Source organism: Terrabacter koreensis, assembly GCF_054783315.1.
Genome location: NZ_BAAGQU010000006.1, coordinates 1 through 14,502 on the forward strand (window position 1 = coordinate 1; position 14,502 = coordinate 14,502).

Annotated in this window: 20 protein-coding genes; 12 read left to right on the plus strand and 8 right to left on the minus strand. The window is 72.8% G+C overall.

The window, feature by feature from the left end; all coding sequences use genetic code 11:
• The 5 genes from ACYVNR_RS16370 to ACYVNR_RS16390 form a co-directional block, all read left to right on the plus strand.
• Positions 1-481 (plus strand): transposase (locus tag ACYVNR_RS16370; RefSeq protein ID WP_461049412.1); only part of this gene is annotated, 481 nt, incomplete at its 5' end.
• A gap of 14 nt (positions 482-495) precedes the next feature.
• Entirely contained in the window at positions 496-867 is a 372-nt protein-coding gene (locus tag ACYVNR_RS16375; RefSeq protein ID WP_458801291.1) for a VOC family protein, read from the plus strand.
• 133 nt (positions 868-1,000) lie between these two features.
• Positions 1,001-1,381: a YciI family protein gene (locus tag ACYVNR_RS16380; protein WP_461049415.1), complete on the plus strand. Its 381-nt coding sequence runs from the start codon at positions 1,001-1,003 to the stop codon at positions 1,379-1,381.
• A gap of 1 nt (position 1,382) precedes the next feature.
• Positions 1,383-2,654, plus strand: a complete 1,272-nt coding sequence (locus tag ACYVNR_RS16385) for an RNA polymerase sigma factor (protein ID WP_461049417.1) — start codon at positions 1,383-1,385, stop codon at positions 2,652-2,654.
• Between the two features lie 58 nt (positions 2,655-2,712).
• Complete coding sequence (locus ACYVNR_RS16390; RefSeq protein WP_461049419.1) at positions 2,713-3,654, plus strand: alpha/beta fold hydrolase; 942 nt, start codon at positions 2,713-2,715, stop codon at positions 3,652-3,654.
• Between the two features lie 19 nt (positions 3,655-3,673).
• On the opposite strand, the gene ACYVNR_RS16395 is transcribed toward ACYVNR_RS16390, so the two are convergent.
• Positions 3,674-4,198, minus strand: coding sequence for a flavodoxin family protein (locus ACYVNR_RS16395; RefSeq protein ID WP_461049421.1), 525 nt, complete (start codon positions 4,196-4,198; stop codon positions 3,674-3,676).
• Between the two features lie 131 nt (positions 4,199-4,329).
• Between ACYVNR_RS16395 and ACYVNR_RS16400 the strand changes: the two genes are divergently transcribed.
• Positions 4,330-4,950, plus strand: a complete 621-nt coding sequence (locus ACYVNR_RS16400; protein ID WP_461049423.1) for a class I SAM-dependent methyltransferase — start codon at positions 4,330-4,332, stop codon at positions 4,948-4,950.
• A 5-nt stretch (positions 4,951-4,955) separates the two neighbouring features.
• On the opposite strand, the gene ACYVNR_RS16405 is transcribed toward ACYVNR_RS16400, so the two are convergent.
• Positions 4,956-5,171, minus strand: a complete 216-nt coding sequence (locus ACYVNR_RS16405) for a sigma factor-like helix-turn-helix DNA-binding protein (protein ID WP_386053758.1) — start codon at positions 5,169-5,171, stop codon at positions 4,956-4,958.
• A 149-nt stretch (positions 5,172-5,320) separates the two neighbouring features.
• Here ACYVNR_RS16405 and ACYVNR_RS16410 point away from each other — a divergent pair, with 149 nt between their 5' ends.
• The 4 genes from ACYVNR_RS16410 to ACYVNR_RS16425 all read left to right on the plus strand — a co-directional run bounded on the left by ACYVNR_RS16410 (position 5,321) and on the right by ACYVNR_RS16425 (position 7,027).
• The gene (locus ACYVNR_RS16410) at positions 5,321-5,722 is read left to right on the plus strand and encodes a VOC family protein (protein WP_461049425.1); all 402 of its coding nucleotides are present in this window, start codon (positions 5,321-5,323) and stop codon (positions 5,720-5,722) included.
• Positions 5,719-6,054, plus strand: coding sequence for a YnfA family protein (locus tag ACYVNR_RS16415; RefSeq protein WP_461049427.1), 336 nt, complete (start codon positions 5,719-5,721; stop codon positions 6,052-6,054). The genes ACYVNR_RS16410 and ACYVNR_RS16415 overlap by 4 nt, the downstream gene beginning before the upstream one ends.
• Before the next feature lie 119 nt (positions 6,055-6,173).
• Positions 6,174-6,434: a metal-sensitive transcriptional regulator gene (locus ACYVNR_RS16420; protein WP_045192115.1), complete on the plus strand. Its 261-nt coding sequence runs from the start codon at positions 6,174-6,176 to the stop codon at positions 6,432-6,434.
• 80 nt (positions 6,435-6,514) lie between these two features.
• Positions 6,515-7,027 (plus strand): hypothetical protein, encoded by a 513-nt coding sequence (locus ACYVNR_RS16425; RefSeq protein ID WP_045192114.1) that lies wholly within the window; start codon positions 6,515-6,517, stop codon positions 7,025-7,027.
• On the opposite strand, the gene ACYVNR_RS16430 is transcribed toward ACYVNR_RS16425, so the two are convergent.
• The 3 genes from ACYVNR_RS16430 to ACYVNR_RS16440 are packed head-to-tail and all read right to left on the minus strand — an operon-like array spanning position 6,997 to position 10,408.
• Entirely contained in the window at positions 6,997-8,298 is a 1,302-nt protein-coding gene (locus ACYVNR_RS16430) for a class I SAM-dependent methyltransferase (RefSeq protein ID WP_458801276.1), read from the minus strand. The genes ACYVNR_RS16425 and ACYVNR_RS16430 overlap by 31 nt on opposite strands.
• A gap of 2 nt (positions 8,299-8,300) precedes the next feature.
• On the minus strand, positions 8,301-9,746 hold the full coding sequence (locus tag ACYVNR_RS16435; RefSeq protein ID WP_461049430.1) for an FAD-binding oxidoreductase: 1,446 nt from the start codon (positions 9,744-9,746) through the stop codon (positions 8,301-8,303).
• A 35-nt stretch (positions 9,747-9,781) separates the two neighbouring features.
• The gene (locus ACYVNR_RS16440; RefSeq protein ID WP_045192110.1) at positions 9,782-10,408 is read right to left on the minus strand and encodes a LysE family translocator; all 627 of its coding nucleotides are present in this window, start codon (positions 10,406-10,408) and stop codon (positions 9,782-9,784) included.
• A 72-nt stretch (positions 10,409-10,480) separates the two neighbouring features.
• On the opposite strand from ACYVNR_RS16440, the gene ACYVNR_RS16445 reads away from it, so the two are divergent.
• Entirely contained in the window at positions 10,481-11,023 is a 543-nt protein-coding gene (locus tag ACYVNR_RS16445) for a DinB family protein (RefSeq protein WP_045192109.1), read from the plus strand.
• On the opposite strand, the gene ACYVNR_RS16450 is transcribed toward ACYVNR_RS16445, so the two are convergent.
• From ACYVNR_RS16450 to ACYVNR_RS16460, 3 genes are all read right to left on the minus strand, one after another.
• A complete protein-coding gene (locus tag ACYVNR_RS16450; RefSeq protein WP_045192108.1) occupies positions 11,010-12,338 on the minus strand; it encodes a DUF6596 domain-containing protein in 1,329 nt (442 codons plus the stop codon). The two genes, ACYVNR_RS16445 and ACYVNR_RS16450, sit on opposite strands and share 14 nt — an antisense overlap.
• Positions 12,339-12,740: a YciI family protein gene (locus ACYVNR_RS16455; RefSeq protein WP_045192107.1), complete on the minus strand. Its 402-nt coding sequence runs from the start codon at positions 12,738-12,740 to the stop codon at positions 12,339-12,341.
• Between the two features lie 123 nt (positions 12,741-12,863).
• Positions 12,864-13,874, minus strand: a complete 1,011-nt coding sequence (locus ACYVNR_RS16460) for a GTP pyrophosphokinase (protein WP_045192106.1) — start codon at positions 13,872-13,874, stop codon at positions 12,864-12,866.
• An 84-nt stretch (positions 13,875-13,958) separates the two neighbouring features.
• On the opposite strand from ACYVNR_RS16460, the gene ACYVNR_RS16465 reads away from it, so the two are divergent.
• Positions 13,959-14,492 (plus strand): GNAT family N-acetyltransferase, encoded by a 534-nt coding sequence (locus tag ACYVNR_RS16465; RefSeq protein WP_045192105.1) that lies wholly within the window; start codon positions 13,959-13,961, stop codon positions 14,490-14,492.
• Positions 14,493-14,502: the final 10 nt, after the last annotated feature.

Below are 14,502 nucleotides of genomic sequence, written 5' to 3' on the forward strand. Positions count from 1 at the left end.
GGACGAGCTCGAGGACGTCATCGCGTTGACGGCGCGGATCAAGGACTTCGACCGGCGCCTGGGTGCCTTGGCGCGTCGTCAGGTGCCCGAGCTGTTGACCCTGCCGGGGTGCGGTGAGCTGTCCGCTGCCAAGCTGCTGGGCGAGGCCGCCGGGATCACCCGGTTCACCGGTGAGGCGCAGTTCGCGCGGCATTCCGGGGTTGCGCCCATCCCCGTCTGGTCCGGGAACAGCATGGGCCGGGTCCGGATGACCCGATCCGGCAACCGTCAGCTCAACTGCGCGCTGCACCGCATCGCCATCACCCAGATCCGCCTGACCGGCTCCCTCGGCAGGGCCTACTACGACAAGAAGCTGGCCGAGGGAAAGTCGCGCACCGAAGCCCTCCGCTGCCTCAAACGACGCCTCGCACGAACCGTCTTCAACCTCCTGACCGCCGACCACCACAACCGTCAAGCCCCTTGCCTCACGGCAGCGGCTTGACATAGGAGAAACGCATGGCACTCGTCCAGATCGCCCAGCACGCCGAGGACCTCGCGCGTGCGTCCGCCTTCTACTCCGACCTGCTCGGCGCCGAGCCGCTCGCGACCTACGACCCGCCGGGCCTCGTCTTCTTCGACGTCGGCGGCGTACGCCTCCTGCTCGACATCGGCGCACCGAGCGCCCTGCACTACCTCGGCGTCGACGACCTCGGGGCGACCATCGAGCGGCTCCGCGCCGCCGGCGTCGAGGTGCGCAGCGAGCCGCACGTCATCTTCGGCCACGAGGACGACACGCTGGGGCCGGCGGGCACCGACGAGTGGATGGCCTTCGTCGTCGACTCCGAGGGCAACCTCGTGGGGCTCGTCGAGCAGCGCCCCCGCGGCTGAAGGACCGTCACGCGCCGACGTGTCGACGATGTCGATCGGGACCGGCCGCGTTCGTGTAGTCGGTGGAGGGAGCGCACAGGGCGCGCCCTCGGCCACCACGACCGGCCGGCTCGCCCGGCAGGAGGAGACGACCATGAAGACCTACCTGATCAGCCTGTTCTCGCCCGACGGCCCGCCGCCCGAGGACCTCGACCTCAGCCGCGTCATGGCCGACCTCGAGGTGGTCAACGCCGACATCCGGGCCGCGGGCGCCTGGGTGTTCGCCGGCGGCCTCGGTGACCAGGCGAGCGCCACGACGATCCGCAAGCCCGACGCGGTGGCGGACGCGGTGCTCACCGACGGCCCCTTCGCCGAGGCCAAGGAGCACCTGGGCGGCTTCACGATCGTGCGGTGCGACGACTACGACGCGGTGCTCGGGTGGGCCGAGCGCATCGCGGGGGCGACGGGGCTGCCCGTCGAGGTGCGTCCCTTCGTCGACCACGACGACCCCGGCCAGAAGCCGACCGACCGCTGACGTGGTCGACGACCCGGCCGGTGCAGCCGGTGCCCGAGGTGCCGTCACCGGTGCGGACATCGCGCGCGTCTTCCGTGCCGAGCACGGCCGCGCGGTCTCCGTCCTCATCCGCGCCCTCGGCGACATCGACCTCGCCGAGGACGCCGTGCAGGACGCGTTCGCCGTGGCGGTCGAGCGGTGGCCCCGAGAAGGTATGCCGCCGAGTCCGGCCGGCTGGATCATCACGACCGCGCGCCACCGGGCGATCGACCGCCTGCGGCGCGAGTCGACGCGCGAGGCCCGACACGCGGAGGCCCTCGTCGTCCACGCGCCGCCGGAGCCCCGGGAGGAGGGGCCGGTGAAGGACGAACGGCTGCGCCTCGTCTTCACCTGCTGCCACCCGGCGCTGTCGCCCGAGGCGCGCGTGGCCCTCACGCTGCGCCTCCTCGGTGGGCTCACCACCCCCGAGATCGCGCACGCCTTCCTCGTGCCCGAGGCGACGATGGCGCAGCGGATCGTGCGGGCCAAGAAGAAGATCCGCGACAACGGCATCCCCTACCGCGTGCCGCGTGACGCGGACCTGCCGGGCCGGCTCGCGGCGGTGCTCGCCGTCATCTACCTCGTCTTCAACGAGGGCCACACCGCGAGCTCGGGCGACGAGCTCGGCCGGCCCGACCTCGCCCTCGAGGCGATCCGGCTCGGGCGCGTGCTCGTCGAGCTGATGCCCGACGAGCCCGAGGCCATGGGCCTGCTCGCGCTGATGCTGCTCACCGAGGCGCGACGGCCGGCGCGCACCGACGCAGCGGGCGAGCTCGTGCTGCTCCCCGACCAGGACCGCTCGCGGTGGGACGCCGCGATGGTCGCGGAGGGTCACGACCTCGTGCGCCGGTGCCTGCGCCGGGGCGCTCCCGGGCCCTACCAGCTGCAGGCCGCCGTCAATGCCGTGCACACCGATGCGACCAGGGCGGCCGACACCGACTGGGCGCAGATCGTGCAGCTCTACGACCACCTGCTGCGCGTCGCGCCCACCGACGTCGTGCGCCTCAACCGCGTCGTCGCCGTGGCCGAGCTCGACGGGCCGCAGGCAGCGCTGTCGGACCTCGGGCGCCTCGGGCTGGAGGGCTACACGCCGTTCCACGTCGTCCGGGCCGAGCTGCTCGGGCGGGTGGGGCGCTGGGCCGACTCCGCGGCCGAGTGGTCGCGGGCGGCCGATCTCACCGGCAACGCGCCGGAGGCCCGGCACCTGAGGGCACGGGCCGCCCACGCGTCGGAGCGCGCAGCGGCGCGGCAGTGACCACGGGCACGGTCGTGACCGGTCGGCGGTGCCCGGCCGGAGGGGTTACCGTGCGGTCATGACGACGCTGCCGGCCACGGCACCCCTCGGTCTCGCCGCCCCGTGGGGCGGTCGCAGCCACACGCTCGACCTCGACGGGCCGGTGCACTGGGTCGACTTCGGCGGCCCTGACCAGGCACCCGACGGCTCCGTCGGCAACCCGCCGGCCGTGCTCGTCCACGGCCTCGGCGGCTCGCACCTCAACTGGGTCGGCGTCGCGCCGGCGCTCGCCCGCTCGCGTCGCGTCGTCGCCCTCGACCTGCCCGGTTTCGGGCTGAGCCCCGCCGAGGGGCGGTCGACCACGGTGCACCACAACGCCGCGGTGCTCAGCCGCTTCGTCCACGAGGTGCTCGGCCGCCCGGCCGTGCTCGTCGGCAACTCGATGGGCGGCATGGTGTCGCTCCTGCTCGCCCACCGTCGCCCCGAGCAGGTCGCCGGCCTGGCGCTGGTCGACCCGTCCCTGCCGACGCCCGGCCTGCGTCCCGACCCCCAGGTGGCGCTCACCTTCGGCCTGTATGCCGTGCCTCGGGTCGGCGAGCGCTTCGTCCGGAGCCTCAACACCCGCTACACCGACCGCGAGCGGGTGCTCGGCACCGTCGACCTCTGCTTCGCCGACCCGACGCGGGCCGATCCCGACGTCGTCGACGCGGGTGTGCGCCTCGTCGCCTGGCGCCGCGAGCACGGCATCTCCGAGACGGAGTTCCTCGGCGCGGCGCGCTCGATCCTCGCGATGCTGCGCCGGCCCCGGCGCTACGACGCCCTCATCGCCGGCGTGCGCCAGCCGGTGCTGCTCGTGCACGGCACCCGCGACCGGCTCGTCCCGGTCGGAGCCGCCCAGCGCACCGCGCGGCTCAACCCGGCGTGGCGGACGGCATACCTCGACGGGATCGGGCACACGCCGCAGCTCGAGGCTCCCGAGGAGGTTCTCGGTCACCTCGAGCCGTGGCTCGGATCGCTCTAGCGGATCGGTCGCAGGCGCCTCACGAGACGCCGTGCGAGACGCGCGCGGCGAGCTCGGCGCCCCAGCGTTCGGCGCGTTCGACCTCCCCGGTCACGACGGGTCCGGGCGTTCCCTCGACCCAGAACGTCTCGCCCTGCTCAGCCCGCTCGAAGCCCTTGTGGCGCAACGCCTTGGCCGCTGAACGCGCGGCGGATCCGGGGAGCATCCGCACGTGGACCCGCGTGTCGAACGTGACGACGGGAAGGTCCGCCAGTGGCGTCAGCGAGGCGATCCACTCGCGCAGGCCCTCGCGGGACGAGGTGGCGCCCTTCGTCGTGGCGTCCTGCCTCGTCTCCGGGCGCGTCATGCCGAAGGCGTGCGTGGGGCCCCCGACGAGCAGCAGGTCGACGTCGTCGTCGATGGTGACGGGCGCGTCGTCGACGTGGACGAGCCGCACGCTCCGGTCGTCCTCCGGTCTGCCGCGTCTCAGGCCGGCGGCGATGGCCGCCGCGATCTCCCGGGTGTTGCCGAACATGGACTCGTGGACGATGAGGACGTTCATCATGCGCACCCCTTCCACGCTCAACGCTACGCCGGGGCTGGGGTGGTGTCCGGGGATCGTGACGAACGAGACGGGCGGCGTCACAATGGGATTCGCGGCTGCCACCGGGTGGTCGACAAGCAGGAGGAGAGCCCGTGGACGCCAAGGCCTGGGACGAGCGGTATGCCGCCCACGACCTCGTGTGGTCGGTCGAGCCGAACCGGTTCGTCGCCGAGATCATCGGACCGATGACGCCGGGTCGTGCCCTCGACCTCGCTGCGGGGGAGGGGCGCAACGCGATCTGGATGGTCGAGCAGGGCTGGTCCGTCGTGGCTCTCGACTACTCGGCGGTGGCGGTGGAGCGGATGCGATCGCTCGCCGCCGACCGGCTCGGCCACGACGCCGACCGGCTGACCCCGGTCGTCGGTGACGCGACGGTGGCGCCGCCCGGCGACCCCGACTCGTACGACCTCGCCCTGCTCAGCTACCTGCAGCTGCCCGCCGACGAGTGGCGCAGTGCGCTGCGGGCCGCTGTCACCGCCGTGCGCCCTGGTGGGCGCGTGGTCGTCGTCGGGCACGCCGGCCGCAACCTCGCGGAGGGCTGGGGCGGTCCGAGCGACCCAGCGGTGCTCTACGACCCCGACGCGGTGCTCGACGCCGCGCAGGGGCTGCCCGTCACCGTCGAGCGGTCCGGCATCCGGGAGCGCCCGGTCGACACCGACGACGGACAGCGGGTCGCGCTCGACACCGTCGTCGTGCTGCGCCGGGAGGGTTAGGCCCGTCAGCGGCGGCCGTACTTCTTGTGCACCGCCTGCCGGCTCACGCCCAGCGCCTCGGCGATCTCGGCGAACGACAGACCCTGCAGGCGGGCCCGGCGCACGACGGTCGCCTCGGTGCGGTCGGCCTCGCGGCGCAGCTCGCGCGCGGCCGCGAGCGCCGCGCGCGGGTCGTCGTCGCCGGTCGCTCGCGCGAGCTTCAGCATGTCCTCGACCTCCATCGTCGGCTCCGGTCCTCACGCCCTCGTACTGGTTGTCAACCTGTGTTGACAACGGTACGAGTCGCCCCTCGGGTTCGTCAACCGGGGTTGACGCGTCCGGTGACGAACCCGGTGGTTGTGCCGACGGCGTCACCGGCAGGATGTGCGGCATGGCACTGGCCCTCTCGCACACGACGATCAACGCCCTCGACGCCTACGCGCAGTCGGTCTGGTGGGCCGACCTGCTCGGATACCACGAGGACCCCGACGACCCCAACGAGCCCGGCCACCACGAGTGCATGATCTTCTCGCCCGACGGGTCCCACCGGCTGCTGCTCATCCAGGTCGACGACGCCAAGGTGGTGCGCAACCGCGTGCACCTCGACCTGCGCCCCACCGACCGCCCCCGCGACGAGGAGGTCGAGCGCGTCCTGGCCCTCGGCGCCACCGTCGACCAGGACTGCCGCACCGACGACGGCCGCGGCTGGGTGGTCATGGCCGACCCCGAGGGCAACGAGTTCTGCATCCTGCGCAGCGACGACGAGCGCCGCGCCGCCGGGGACATCCCGTGACCGTCGCCCGCTCCGTCGTCCTCTTCGTGGTCGCCGCCCTCGCCGAGATCGGTGGTGCCTGGCTCGTCTGGCAGGGCGTGCGCGAGCACCGGGGCTGGCTCTGGGCGGGAGCGGGTGTCATCGCCCTCGGCGCGTACGGCTTCGTGGCTACGCTGCAGCCGGACGCGAGCTTCGGGCGCATCCTCGCCGCCTACGGCGGGGTGTTCGTCGCCGGCTCGCTGGCTTGGGGCATGGTCGCCGACGGCTTTCGGCCCGACCGGTGGGACGTCGCCGGGGCGCTCGTCTGCCTGGTGGGCGTCGGCCTCATCATGTACGCGCCACGGTCCGGCTGACCTGCCGACGCGTCCTCTCCCTGCGGACCCGGGCGCACCCGTCGATTGGCCCGCGCACGGCATACGACCCCGGGTACCATCGAGACGTCGCCGAGGGTTGTCTGCCATAGGAGCGTGCCGTGGAGCTCGACCTCGACGAGATGCAGTCCGTCATCCGCCGCCTCAACCGCGCCCGCGGTCAGATCGGTGGCATCGTCCGGATGATCGAGGAGGGGCGCGACTGCGCCGAGGTCGTCACCCAGCTGGCGGCGGTCTCCCGCGCACTCGACCGGGCCGGCTTCGCGGTCATCGCCTCCGGTCTGCGCGAGTGCCTCGCGAACCCCGACGGCGAGGGCGTCGACGTCGCGAAGATGGAGAAGCTCTTCCTCTCCCTCGCCTGACGGCCGCCCGTGAGGCGCCCGTGCGAGGTCTGGACGAACCGGGCACCCGGGGGGACCATGGAGGGCACGGAGGTGGCGCCATGAACCTGCAGCCGAACGCCCCCAGCCCGACCGTCGTCGACGACCATCCGGCCGTCGTGACGTCGGAAGACCTCGCGCGCCACCTCGAGCGGGTGCGCCTGCACCGCGCCGAGCTGCGTGAGTCCGTGGCCGCCGTCGACCTCGCCCTCGAGGCGCCGATCGCGCGTGGCGGCATGTTCCGCGAACGCGTGCGCGCCGCGCTCGCCGAGCTCGCCCACGACTTCGACGACCACGTCGCCCTCACCGAGAGCCCGGGCGGCATCTACGACCGAGCCACGCGCACGGCCCCACGTCTCATCGGCAAGGTCAACCGGCTGCTCGCCGAGCACCAGGACCTGCGCGAGGCGATCCACGGCTACCTCGCCGTCCTCGAGCACGGCGGCACGATGGCCGACCTGCCCGTCTTCCGCGAGGAGCTCACCGTGCTCATGGGCCGGCTCGTGCGCCACCGCCAGAAGGGCGGCGACCTCGTCTACGAGGCCTACGACGTCGACCTGGGCGGCTCCGGCTGACGCGTCGGCTCCACCTGGGGTCGGAGCGGGAAGCCCGAGACGCCCTCCGCGCTCGTGCGTGACGCCAGCACCTGGTGCAGCTGGATCCCGTTGTTCTCGAAGCCGAGTCGCGAACCGGCGAGGTAGAGACCCCACACGCGCGCGGTCCCGATGCCGGCCAGCTCGACGCACTCGTCCCAGTGCTTGCGCAGGTTCGCGTTCCACGCCGCGCACGTGCGGGCGTAGTGCTCGCGGAGGTTCTCGTGGTGGCGCACCTCGAAGCCCTCGTCCTCCATGACGCGCACGATGTGGCCGCTGCCGGTGAGCTCGCCGTCGGGGAACACGTAGCGGTTGATGAAGCCGCGTGACGGGAGGCCGTCGTGCCTGTTGTCGGGCCGGGTGATGCAGTGGTTGAGCAGGCGGCCCTCGTCGCGCAGGCGGTCCCGCAGGAACCGGAAGTACGCCGGGTAGTTGCCGACGCCGATGTGCTCGGTGAGCCCGATGGAGCTGATGGCGTCGAAGCCACGCTCCGTCACGTCGCGGTAGTCGCCGTGCCGCACCTCGGCCCGGTCGGCGATGCCGTCGGCCTCGATGGCGGCCCTGGCCCAGCTCGCCTGCTCGCGCGACAGCGTGACGCCGAGGGCGGTGACGCCGTAGTGCTTCACCGCGTGCCGCACCATCCCACCCCAGCCGCAGCCGACGTCGAGCAGGCGCATGCCCGGTCGGAGGCCGAGCTTCTGCGCGACGAGGTCGTACTTGTAGGCCTGGGCCTCCTCGAGCGAGGCGTTCTCGGTCGGGAAGCAGGCGCACGTGTAGGTCATCGACGGCCCGAGCACGCGCTCGTAGAAGGCGTTCGACACGTCGTAGTGGTGGCTGATGGCGGCGGCGTCGCGACCCTTCGCGTGCCGCAGCCCCTGCGCCATCCGGTGCAGCTGGCTGGGTGTCTCCTCGCGCGGCAGTCGAGGCGGGTGCGGCCGGTGCCGCGCCACGAACCGCGCCAGCTCAGCCGCCTCCGTCACGCTGGGCCGGCGCGGGGTGAGGCCGTCACCGATGAGCCGCAGCACCTCGTACGGGTCGGCCTCGTCGATGCCCTCGATGACGAGGTCGCCGAGCAGGTACGCGCGTGCCAGGCCCAGCTCGGAGCCGCCGGTCAGCAGGTGGTTGAGTCCCTCGGGGTTCGTCAGCCGCATGACGATCCCGTCGGGGCTGCCGCCCGCCGAGCCGTCCCACGCGACGAGCCGCACGGGGGCGTCGCTACCGAAAACGAGGTCGAAGGCCTGTCCCACCGTCATGGTCATCGAGCCTGCACCGCCTTCTCGTAGAGGGTGGGGAGACGTCCCCCCGGGTCGTAGCGGTCCTTGACGGGCGCGTACCCGTCGCCGCCATAGAGACGCGCGAACGTCGCCTCGTCGTAGTACGCGTCGGAGTAGAGCGACTTGTGGCCACCGAGCCGGGTCACCTCGGCCTCGATGCGCCGGTTCACGTCACCGTCGACGGCACCCGGCTCGATCGGCACCGACGACCAGAAGCCGACGTTGACGTAGCGCTCGTCGCGGGCCATCGGGTAGAGCGGCCAGGGCGTGCCGGTTCCCCTGTCGCGCAGCTGGATCGGGCACAGCCAGACCGGCTCGATGGGGACCTCGCGCAGGAACCAGTCGACGAACTCGGCCGTGCGCTCGAGCGGGATCTCGACGTCCTGCACGACGCGCTCGCGGTCGGGCAGCCCGCGCAGCCGGTCGATGCGCGACATGACGTGGTGCCGGTTCTCGAAGGCGACGATCCTCCAGTAGACGTCGCTGCGCAGCAGGTGCTTGGGCCAGAGGCGCCGGATCGTCGGGTGCTGCGCGCCGAACGCGCGGCTGCACCAGAACCAGTCGGTGTCCCAGCGCCAGAGGTAGTCGTGGGCGGTGAGCACGTCGGTGCGGCGCTGCTGGATCGAGCGGTAGAACACCTGCTCGCCGGTGTAGTCGCTGGGCCGGCCCTGCCCCTCGAGGTGGTCGGTCCAGCGCCCGAGCGTCAGGTACGCCTCGGTCGGGCCGAAGACGACCCCGTCCACGAAGTCGACACGGTCCCCGTCCCAGGTGTGCGACTCCATGACGGGGCCGACCGCGTCGGTGAGGGCGGCGACGGAGTCGAAGCGCTCGTGCCGCAGGGCGACGTAGGGCCGGGCCGGCTCCAGCTCGATGACGAGGTCGAGGGCGTAGCCGAGGGAGCCGTAGGAGTTGGGGAAGGTGCGGAACAGGTCGGCGTGCTCGCCGTCAGGAGTCGCGGTGACGACCTCGCCCGCGCCCGTGAGCACTCGCATCTCGAGCACCGACTCGTGCGGCAGCCCGTTGCGGAAGGACGCGGCCTCGATGCCGAGGCCGGTGACGGCGCCGCCGATCGTGATGGTGCGCAGCTGCGGCACGACGAGCGGCACGTAGCCGTGCGGCAGCAGCTCGTCGACGAGCTGCTCGTAGGTCGTCACGCCGCCCACGCGTGCAGTGGCCGGCGCGCCGTCGACACCCGGCCGCACCTCCACGACGCCGCGCAGGGCCGACAGGTCGAGGCCCGGGGCGCCGAGGTCGCTGCGCACCCGGAAGAGGTTCGACGTGCGCTTCGCGAGCCGCACCGGCCGGTCGGGCGGAAGGGCGGCATACGCCCTCTGGGCGGCGGCGACGGCACGCTCGTGCTCCCGAACCCGAGTCGACGGGTTCGGGTCGGCTGCGGTGACTTGAGGGGTCGTCACGATGGCAGTCAAGCAGAGAAGTCTGGGAACGGCGCGTCTTCGTGCCGCTACTCTCGGGCGATCATGACGGCGCCGAGCCCGACCATCATGACGCCACCCGTGGCGCCGAGCTTGTCGAGGCGAGCAGGCTTGCGCGCGAACCACTCCCGCGCTCTGGCCGCCAGCAGCGCCCAGACGCTGTCGCTGCAGATGGCGAGCGCGCCGAAGACCGCGCCGAGCACCGCCATCTGCACGGCGACGTGCCCCGCGGCCGCGTTGGTGAACTGCGGGAGGAAGGCGACGAAGAAGAGGATCGTCTTGGGGTTGGTGAGGCCCACGACCATGCCGATGCGGAGGGCGTGCCCCCGCTTGGCCGAGACCTGCTTCTCGAGCGCCTCTCGCGCCTCGTGCCGGTTGCGGACGGCCTGCACGCCGAGCCAGATGACGTATGCCGCACCGGCCACCTTGACGACGGTGTAGGCCGTGACGCTCGCGGCCACGACCGCGCCGAGGCCGACCGCGACGAGCACCGCCTGGGTCGTGACCCCGATGGCGTTGCCGACGACCGAGAGCAGCGCCTCGCGCCGCCCGACCGTGAGGGCACGGCCGATCGTGAAGAGGAGGCTGGGGCCCGGGACCTGGATGAAGAGGATCGACGCGACGAGGAAGGCGACCCACTGGCTCGACGTTGGCACGCGCCCAGTGTGCTCCCGCCTGCGCGTAAAGGGCAGGCGTTTTCCAGCCGGCGGACACTAGCGTCGGGCGCCATGACGACGCCTTCGAGCACCCAGCGCACCGACCCACCCCTCGCCGCCGACGAGGCCACCACCCTCGTCGCGTTCCTCGACTACCACCGCGACACGCTCCGCATGAAGACGGAGGGGCTGACGGCCGAGCAGCTCCGGACGCGGCTGGCCCCCTCGACGCTGACCCTGGGCGCCCTGCTCAAGCACGTCGCGCTCAACGAGGCGAGCTGGTTCGGCCGGGTCCTGCACGGCCGTGAGATGCCCGAACCGTGGGCGAGCGCCGACTGGGAGGCCGACCGTGACTGGGAGATGACCTCGGCCGCCGACGACAGCCCCGAGGAGCTGCACCGGGTCATGGACGAGTCGGTCGAGCAGGCCCGTCGTGACATCGACGCGGCGCTCGCGGAGGGCGGCCTGGACTTCCGCTCGGCGACGCTGAGCCGCAAGGAGAACCAGGAGTTCACGCTGCGCTGGATCCTGCTGCACATGATCGAGGAGTACGCCCGCCACAACGGCCACGCCGACTTCCTGCGCGAGAACGTCGACGGCGTCACGGGGGAGTGAGTCCGGCTCTCCGCAGGCAGAACCGGCGCAGGGGCTCGACAGCGACGACCTCGGCGAGGTCGCGGTAGCGCGCCGCCGCGTGCTCCCGCCGTCCCGTGCGCCACTCGAGGTCGGCGAGAGCGAGGGAGGCGTCCCTGCTCGCGTATGCCGGAGCGTGCGACTCGAGGGACGCCAGCTCCCGCTCCACCTCCGCCAGCGCGACCAGGGTGTCGTTGGGGGTGTCGTCGGCGCCGTCGTCGGCGGCGCCGTCGTCGTCCCGGGCGACGAGCAGCGCCTGGGCGGTCGCGACCAGACGCGCCACCCGCACCGAGGACGAGGGCCACCGCTCCTCGAGCGCGCCGTAGAGCTGGACGATGCGGGGCCAGTCCGTGCTCGCGAACGTGGGCGCGCTCGAGTGCAGCCCCGCGATGGCCGCTTCGATGGCGAACCGGCCGTCACCCGCGGCCGCGACGGTGGCGTCGTCGAGCCCGGCGTGCAGGAGCGCGCGGTCCCACGTGCGGCGGTCGACCTCGTCGAGGGCGAGGCCGGTGCCGTCGGCCGCGACCCGACCGGGTCGGCGCGCGAGCCCGAGCCGGATGACGGCCCGCAGGCCCCGCACCTCCGTGTCGTCGGGGTAGGAGGCGACGAGGGCGTCGGCGATCGACAGGGCCTGGCGTCCTGTGTCGGCGAGGGCGTCGGCCGGGTCGAGCACGGTGCGGTGCGCCACAGTGAACATCCCTGACACGCAGGCGAGCACGACGGGAAGACGGCGTGCGCGCTCGGCGACGTCGGGCACGTGGAAGGTGCCGCGGGCCTCGGAGAGCGCCCGCTTGGCGCGGGTCAGTCGCGCGGCCGCCGCGGTCTCCTGCACCCCGAGATGGCCCGCGATCTCGGGGACGGTGAGGCCACAGACCACCCGCAGGGCCAGCACCATCCGCGAAGCGGGCGAGATGGCCTCGTCGCAGGCGACGAAGAGCAGGGCGAGCCGGTCGTCCAGCTCCTCGAGGGCGTGGGCTGACAGGTCGTCGGCATCCATGGCGATGCGCTCGGTGGCCGGGTCGGCGGCGGGATCGGTGTCGGGACCGGCGAGCTCCGGCGCGAGCCGCCGCTCCACCGAGCGCCGGCGGGCGTCGTCGAGCCAGGCACGCTTGGCGACGGACGTGCACCAGGCGGCATACGACTCGATGGCGGCCCCGCCGGCTCGCTCGTGGGCGGCCGCCCGGGCGACGGCCTCGGCGGCGTACTCCTCGGCGTCGTCGAGGCTCCCGGTGAAGGAGGCGAGGGCGCGCACGATGCGCGGCCACGCCTCCTCGAACTCACCTGGACCGAACGGCACTCACATCCCCGTCTTCGGGAAGACCTTGCGCCACTCGATGTGGCCGCCCGTCGGGACGAGCGCCGCGATGCGGCGTGCGGTGTCCTCGTCGTCGGCCTCGACGACGTAGAGGCCCGAGATCACCTCGGACGTGTCGGTGAAGGGCCCGTCGGTGTAGACGGCGTCCTCGACCTTGCGGTCGCCGGCACCGGGAACCACCCGACCCCCGTGCTTCGAGTCCTGCAGTGCCTCCCCCGTCACGATGCGGGCCCCCATCTCGGCGACGGCCTTGGCGAAGGCTGCGTGGGCGGCGAAGCTGCCGTTCATGGAGTCGGCGCCGTCGTCCGGTGCCGAAGCCCCGGGGAGGTAGGCGTCGGAGTTCCAGTCGCCCTCGTGGATGAGGTAGACGTACGTGTCGGTCATGGCCGGCTCCTTCTCTGCTCAGGTGCGCAGTCTGCGATGTGCTGCGCGCGGTGCGGCGACTCTCGCCACATCATCCTGACGAACTCGGCCCTCAGGAATCGACACGTCGGGGTGCTTGTCTTCTCAGCCCCGGCCGAGCCGCTCGAGGCGGCCTTCCAGCGACGCGCGCCGGTGGGCGTTGCCCTCGAGATCGAGGTAGCGCTGACCGAACGTCGCGAGGAGTGCGTCGTCGAGCCGTCGCACCGCGCCGGGCGGGTACTTGTAGCCCATCCGGGCGATGAGGTCGGCGTCGTCGGTGGGCTCGATGACCTCGGCGAGGCGGTCCACCGAGGTGATGCCGAGCTCGAGGAGCAGGCCGGAGACCCAGGCGTAGTGGTCGGTGCGCGACCAGCCTGCGTCGGCGTACCTCGTGGCGAGGAACTTCGCGAGGTCTTGGGAGCTGATGCGCGGGTCCTGGACGGCGGCGTCGTGCGGCGTGGCGGGCAGCGCCATCTGCAGCCGGTCGCGGATGGCGGAGAACTCGCGGTCGGCGAGCTCGATGAGACCGGCGGCCAGCGTGAAGCGCCGGTCGAGGTCGTGGGCGTGCTCCTCGGGCACTGTGCCCTTGTAGCGGATGTCGTGCTCGAACTCGGCCCACGCGTGCTGGAGCACCGTCCGGATCTGGACGGAGGCGCTGCGGCGGCGCAGCCCCTCGTAGGCCGCGGGGATGGTGCGGCTCGCGTCGACGGCGACGAGCAGGTGCCGGCTGGCGTAGCCGAAGCGCCCCGAGCGGGCGGTCTCGAGGCCCATGTCGCGGTCGTCGAGGACGGCGAGCTCCTCGGCGAGCAGCTCGGCGACGGCGGCGACGTCGTCGTGGACGTAGGTGATGACGCGCACGCCGACCTGGTCGGTGATGTCGACCAGCGGGTCGGGGTAGAGCAGCTCGCCGTCGCGGCGGCGCTCGGCCTTGGCCGTGAAGGAGGCCACCGTCTTGGTGCGACCGCTCACCGTCAGGTAGTTGATGCCCGCCTCGTCGAGCAGGGCGCGCACCATCTCGACGAAGAGGGCGGTGTGGGCCTCGACCTCCGGGCGGACCGCGGCGTAGGCCGCGGCGATGTCATGGCCGGGCGTCGTCGCCGGCTGCGTGTCGGACATGCGGCCATCCTGCCTTGGAGTCGGCTCCGGCGTGCGCCGGGAAAGGCGTGGACTCGGCGGGCGCCGTGGTGCGAGCGTGGCGCCATGCACCTCGAGACGCCCCGCCTGACCATCCGACCCTGGTCGCACGACGAGGCGGACCGGGTGCTGGACATCCAGAGCCGGATGGAGGTCGTGAAATGGCTCGGCGACGCCGAGCCGGTGCTCATGAAGGACCTCGACGAGGCCCACGAACGGATCGACCGCTACCACCGCCGCAGCGAGGCACCCCCGCTCGGCTTCTGGGCCGTCGAGGTGCGCGAGACGGGGGTCGTGGCCGGCTCGGTGCTCCTGCTGACGCTTCCGAACGCCGATGACGGAGAGGTCGAGGTCGGCTGGCACCTGCACCCCGACTCGTGGGGGCACGGCTACGCCACCGAGGCCGCGACGGCCGTCATCACGCACGGCTTCGACGCGGGGGTCCCCGAGATCTACGCCATCACCCACACCACGAACGCCGCGAGCCAGGCCGTCTGCCGCCGTCTCGGGCTCGACGACCTCGGGGTCATGGAGAAGTGGTACGAGGGCGAGTCGCGGGTCTACCGGACCACGCCGGACGCGTGGAGGGAACGCGGCTGACGGGAGCCTG

Coding starts and splice junctions, on each gene's coding strand:
- ACYVNR_RS16375 (WP_458801291.1), top strand. CDS start 496: ATGGCACTCGTCCAGATCGCCCAGCACGCCGAGGACCTCGCGCGTGCG.
- ACYVNR_RS16380 (WP_461049415.1), top strand. CDS start 1,001: ATGAAGACCTACCTGATCAGCCTGTTCTCGCCCGACGGCCCGCCGCCC.
- ACYVNR_RS16390 (WP_461049419.1), top strand. CDS start 2,713: ATGACGACGCTGCCGGCCACGGCACCCCTCGGTCTCGCCGCCCCGTGG.
- ACYVNR_RS16395 (WP_461049421.1), bottom strand. CDS start 4,198: ATGATGAACGTCCTCATCGTCCACGAGTCCATGTTCGGCAACACCCGG.
- ACYVNR_RS16405 (WP_386053758.1), bottom strand. CDS start 5,171: ATGGAGGTCGAGGACATGCTGAAGCTCGCGCGAGCGACCGGCGACGAC.
- ACYVNR_RS16410 (WP_461049425.1), top strand. CDS start 5,321: ATGGCACTGGCCCTCTCGCACACGACGATCAACGCCCTCGACGCCTAC.
- ACYVNR_RS16425 (WP_045192114.1), top strand. CDS start 6,515: ATGAACCTGCAGCCGAACGCCCCCAGCCCGACCGTCGTCGACGACCAT.
- ACYVNR_RS16430 (WP_458801276.1), bottom strand. CDS start 8,298: ATGACGGTGGGACAGGCCTTCGACCTCGTTTTCGGTAGCGACGCCCCC.
- ACYVNR_RS16445 (WP_045192109.1), top strand. CDS start 10,481: ATGACGACGCCTTCGAGCACCCAGCGCACCGACCCACCCCTCGCCGCC.
- ACYVNR_RS16455 (WP_045192107.1), bottom strand. CDS start 12,740: ATGACCGACACGTACGTCTACCTCATCCACGAGGGCGACTGGAACTCC.
- ACYVNR_RS16460 (WP_045192106.1), bottom strand. CDS start 13,874: ATGTCCGACACGCAGCCGGCGACGACGCCCGGCCATGACATCGCCGCG.
- ACYVNR_RS16465 (WP_045192105.1), top strand. CDS start 13,959: ATGCACCTCGAGACGCCCCGCCTGACCATCCGACCCTGGTCGCACGAC.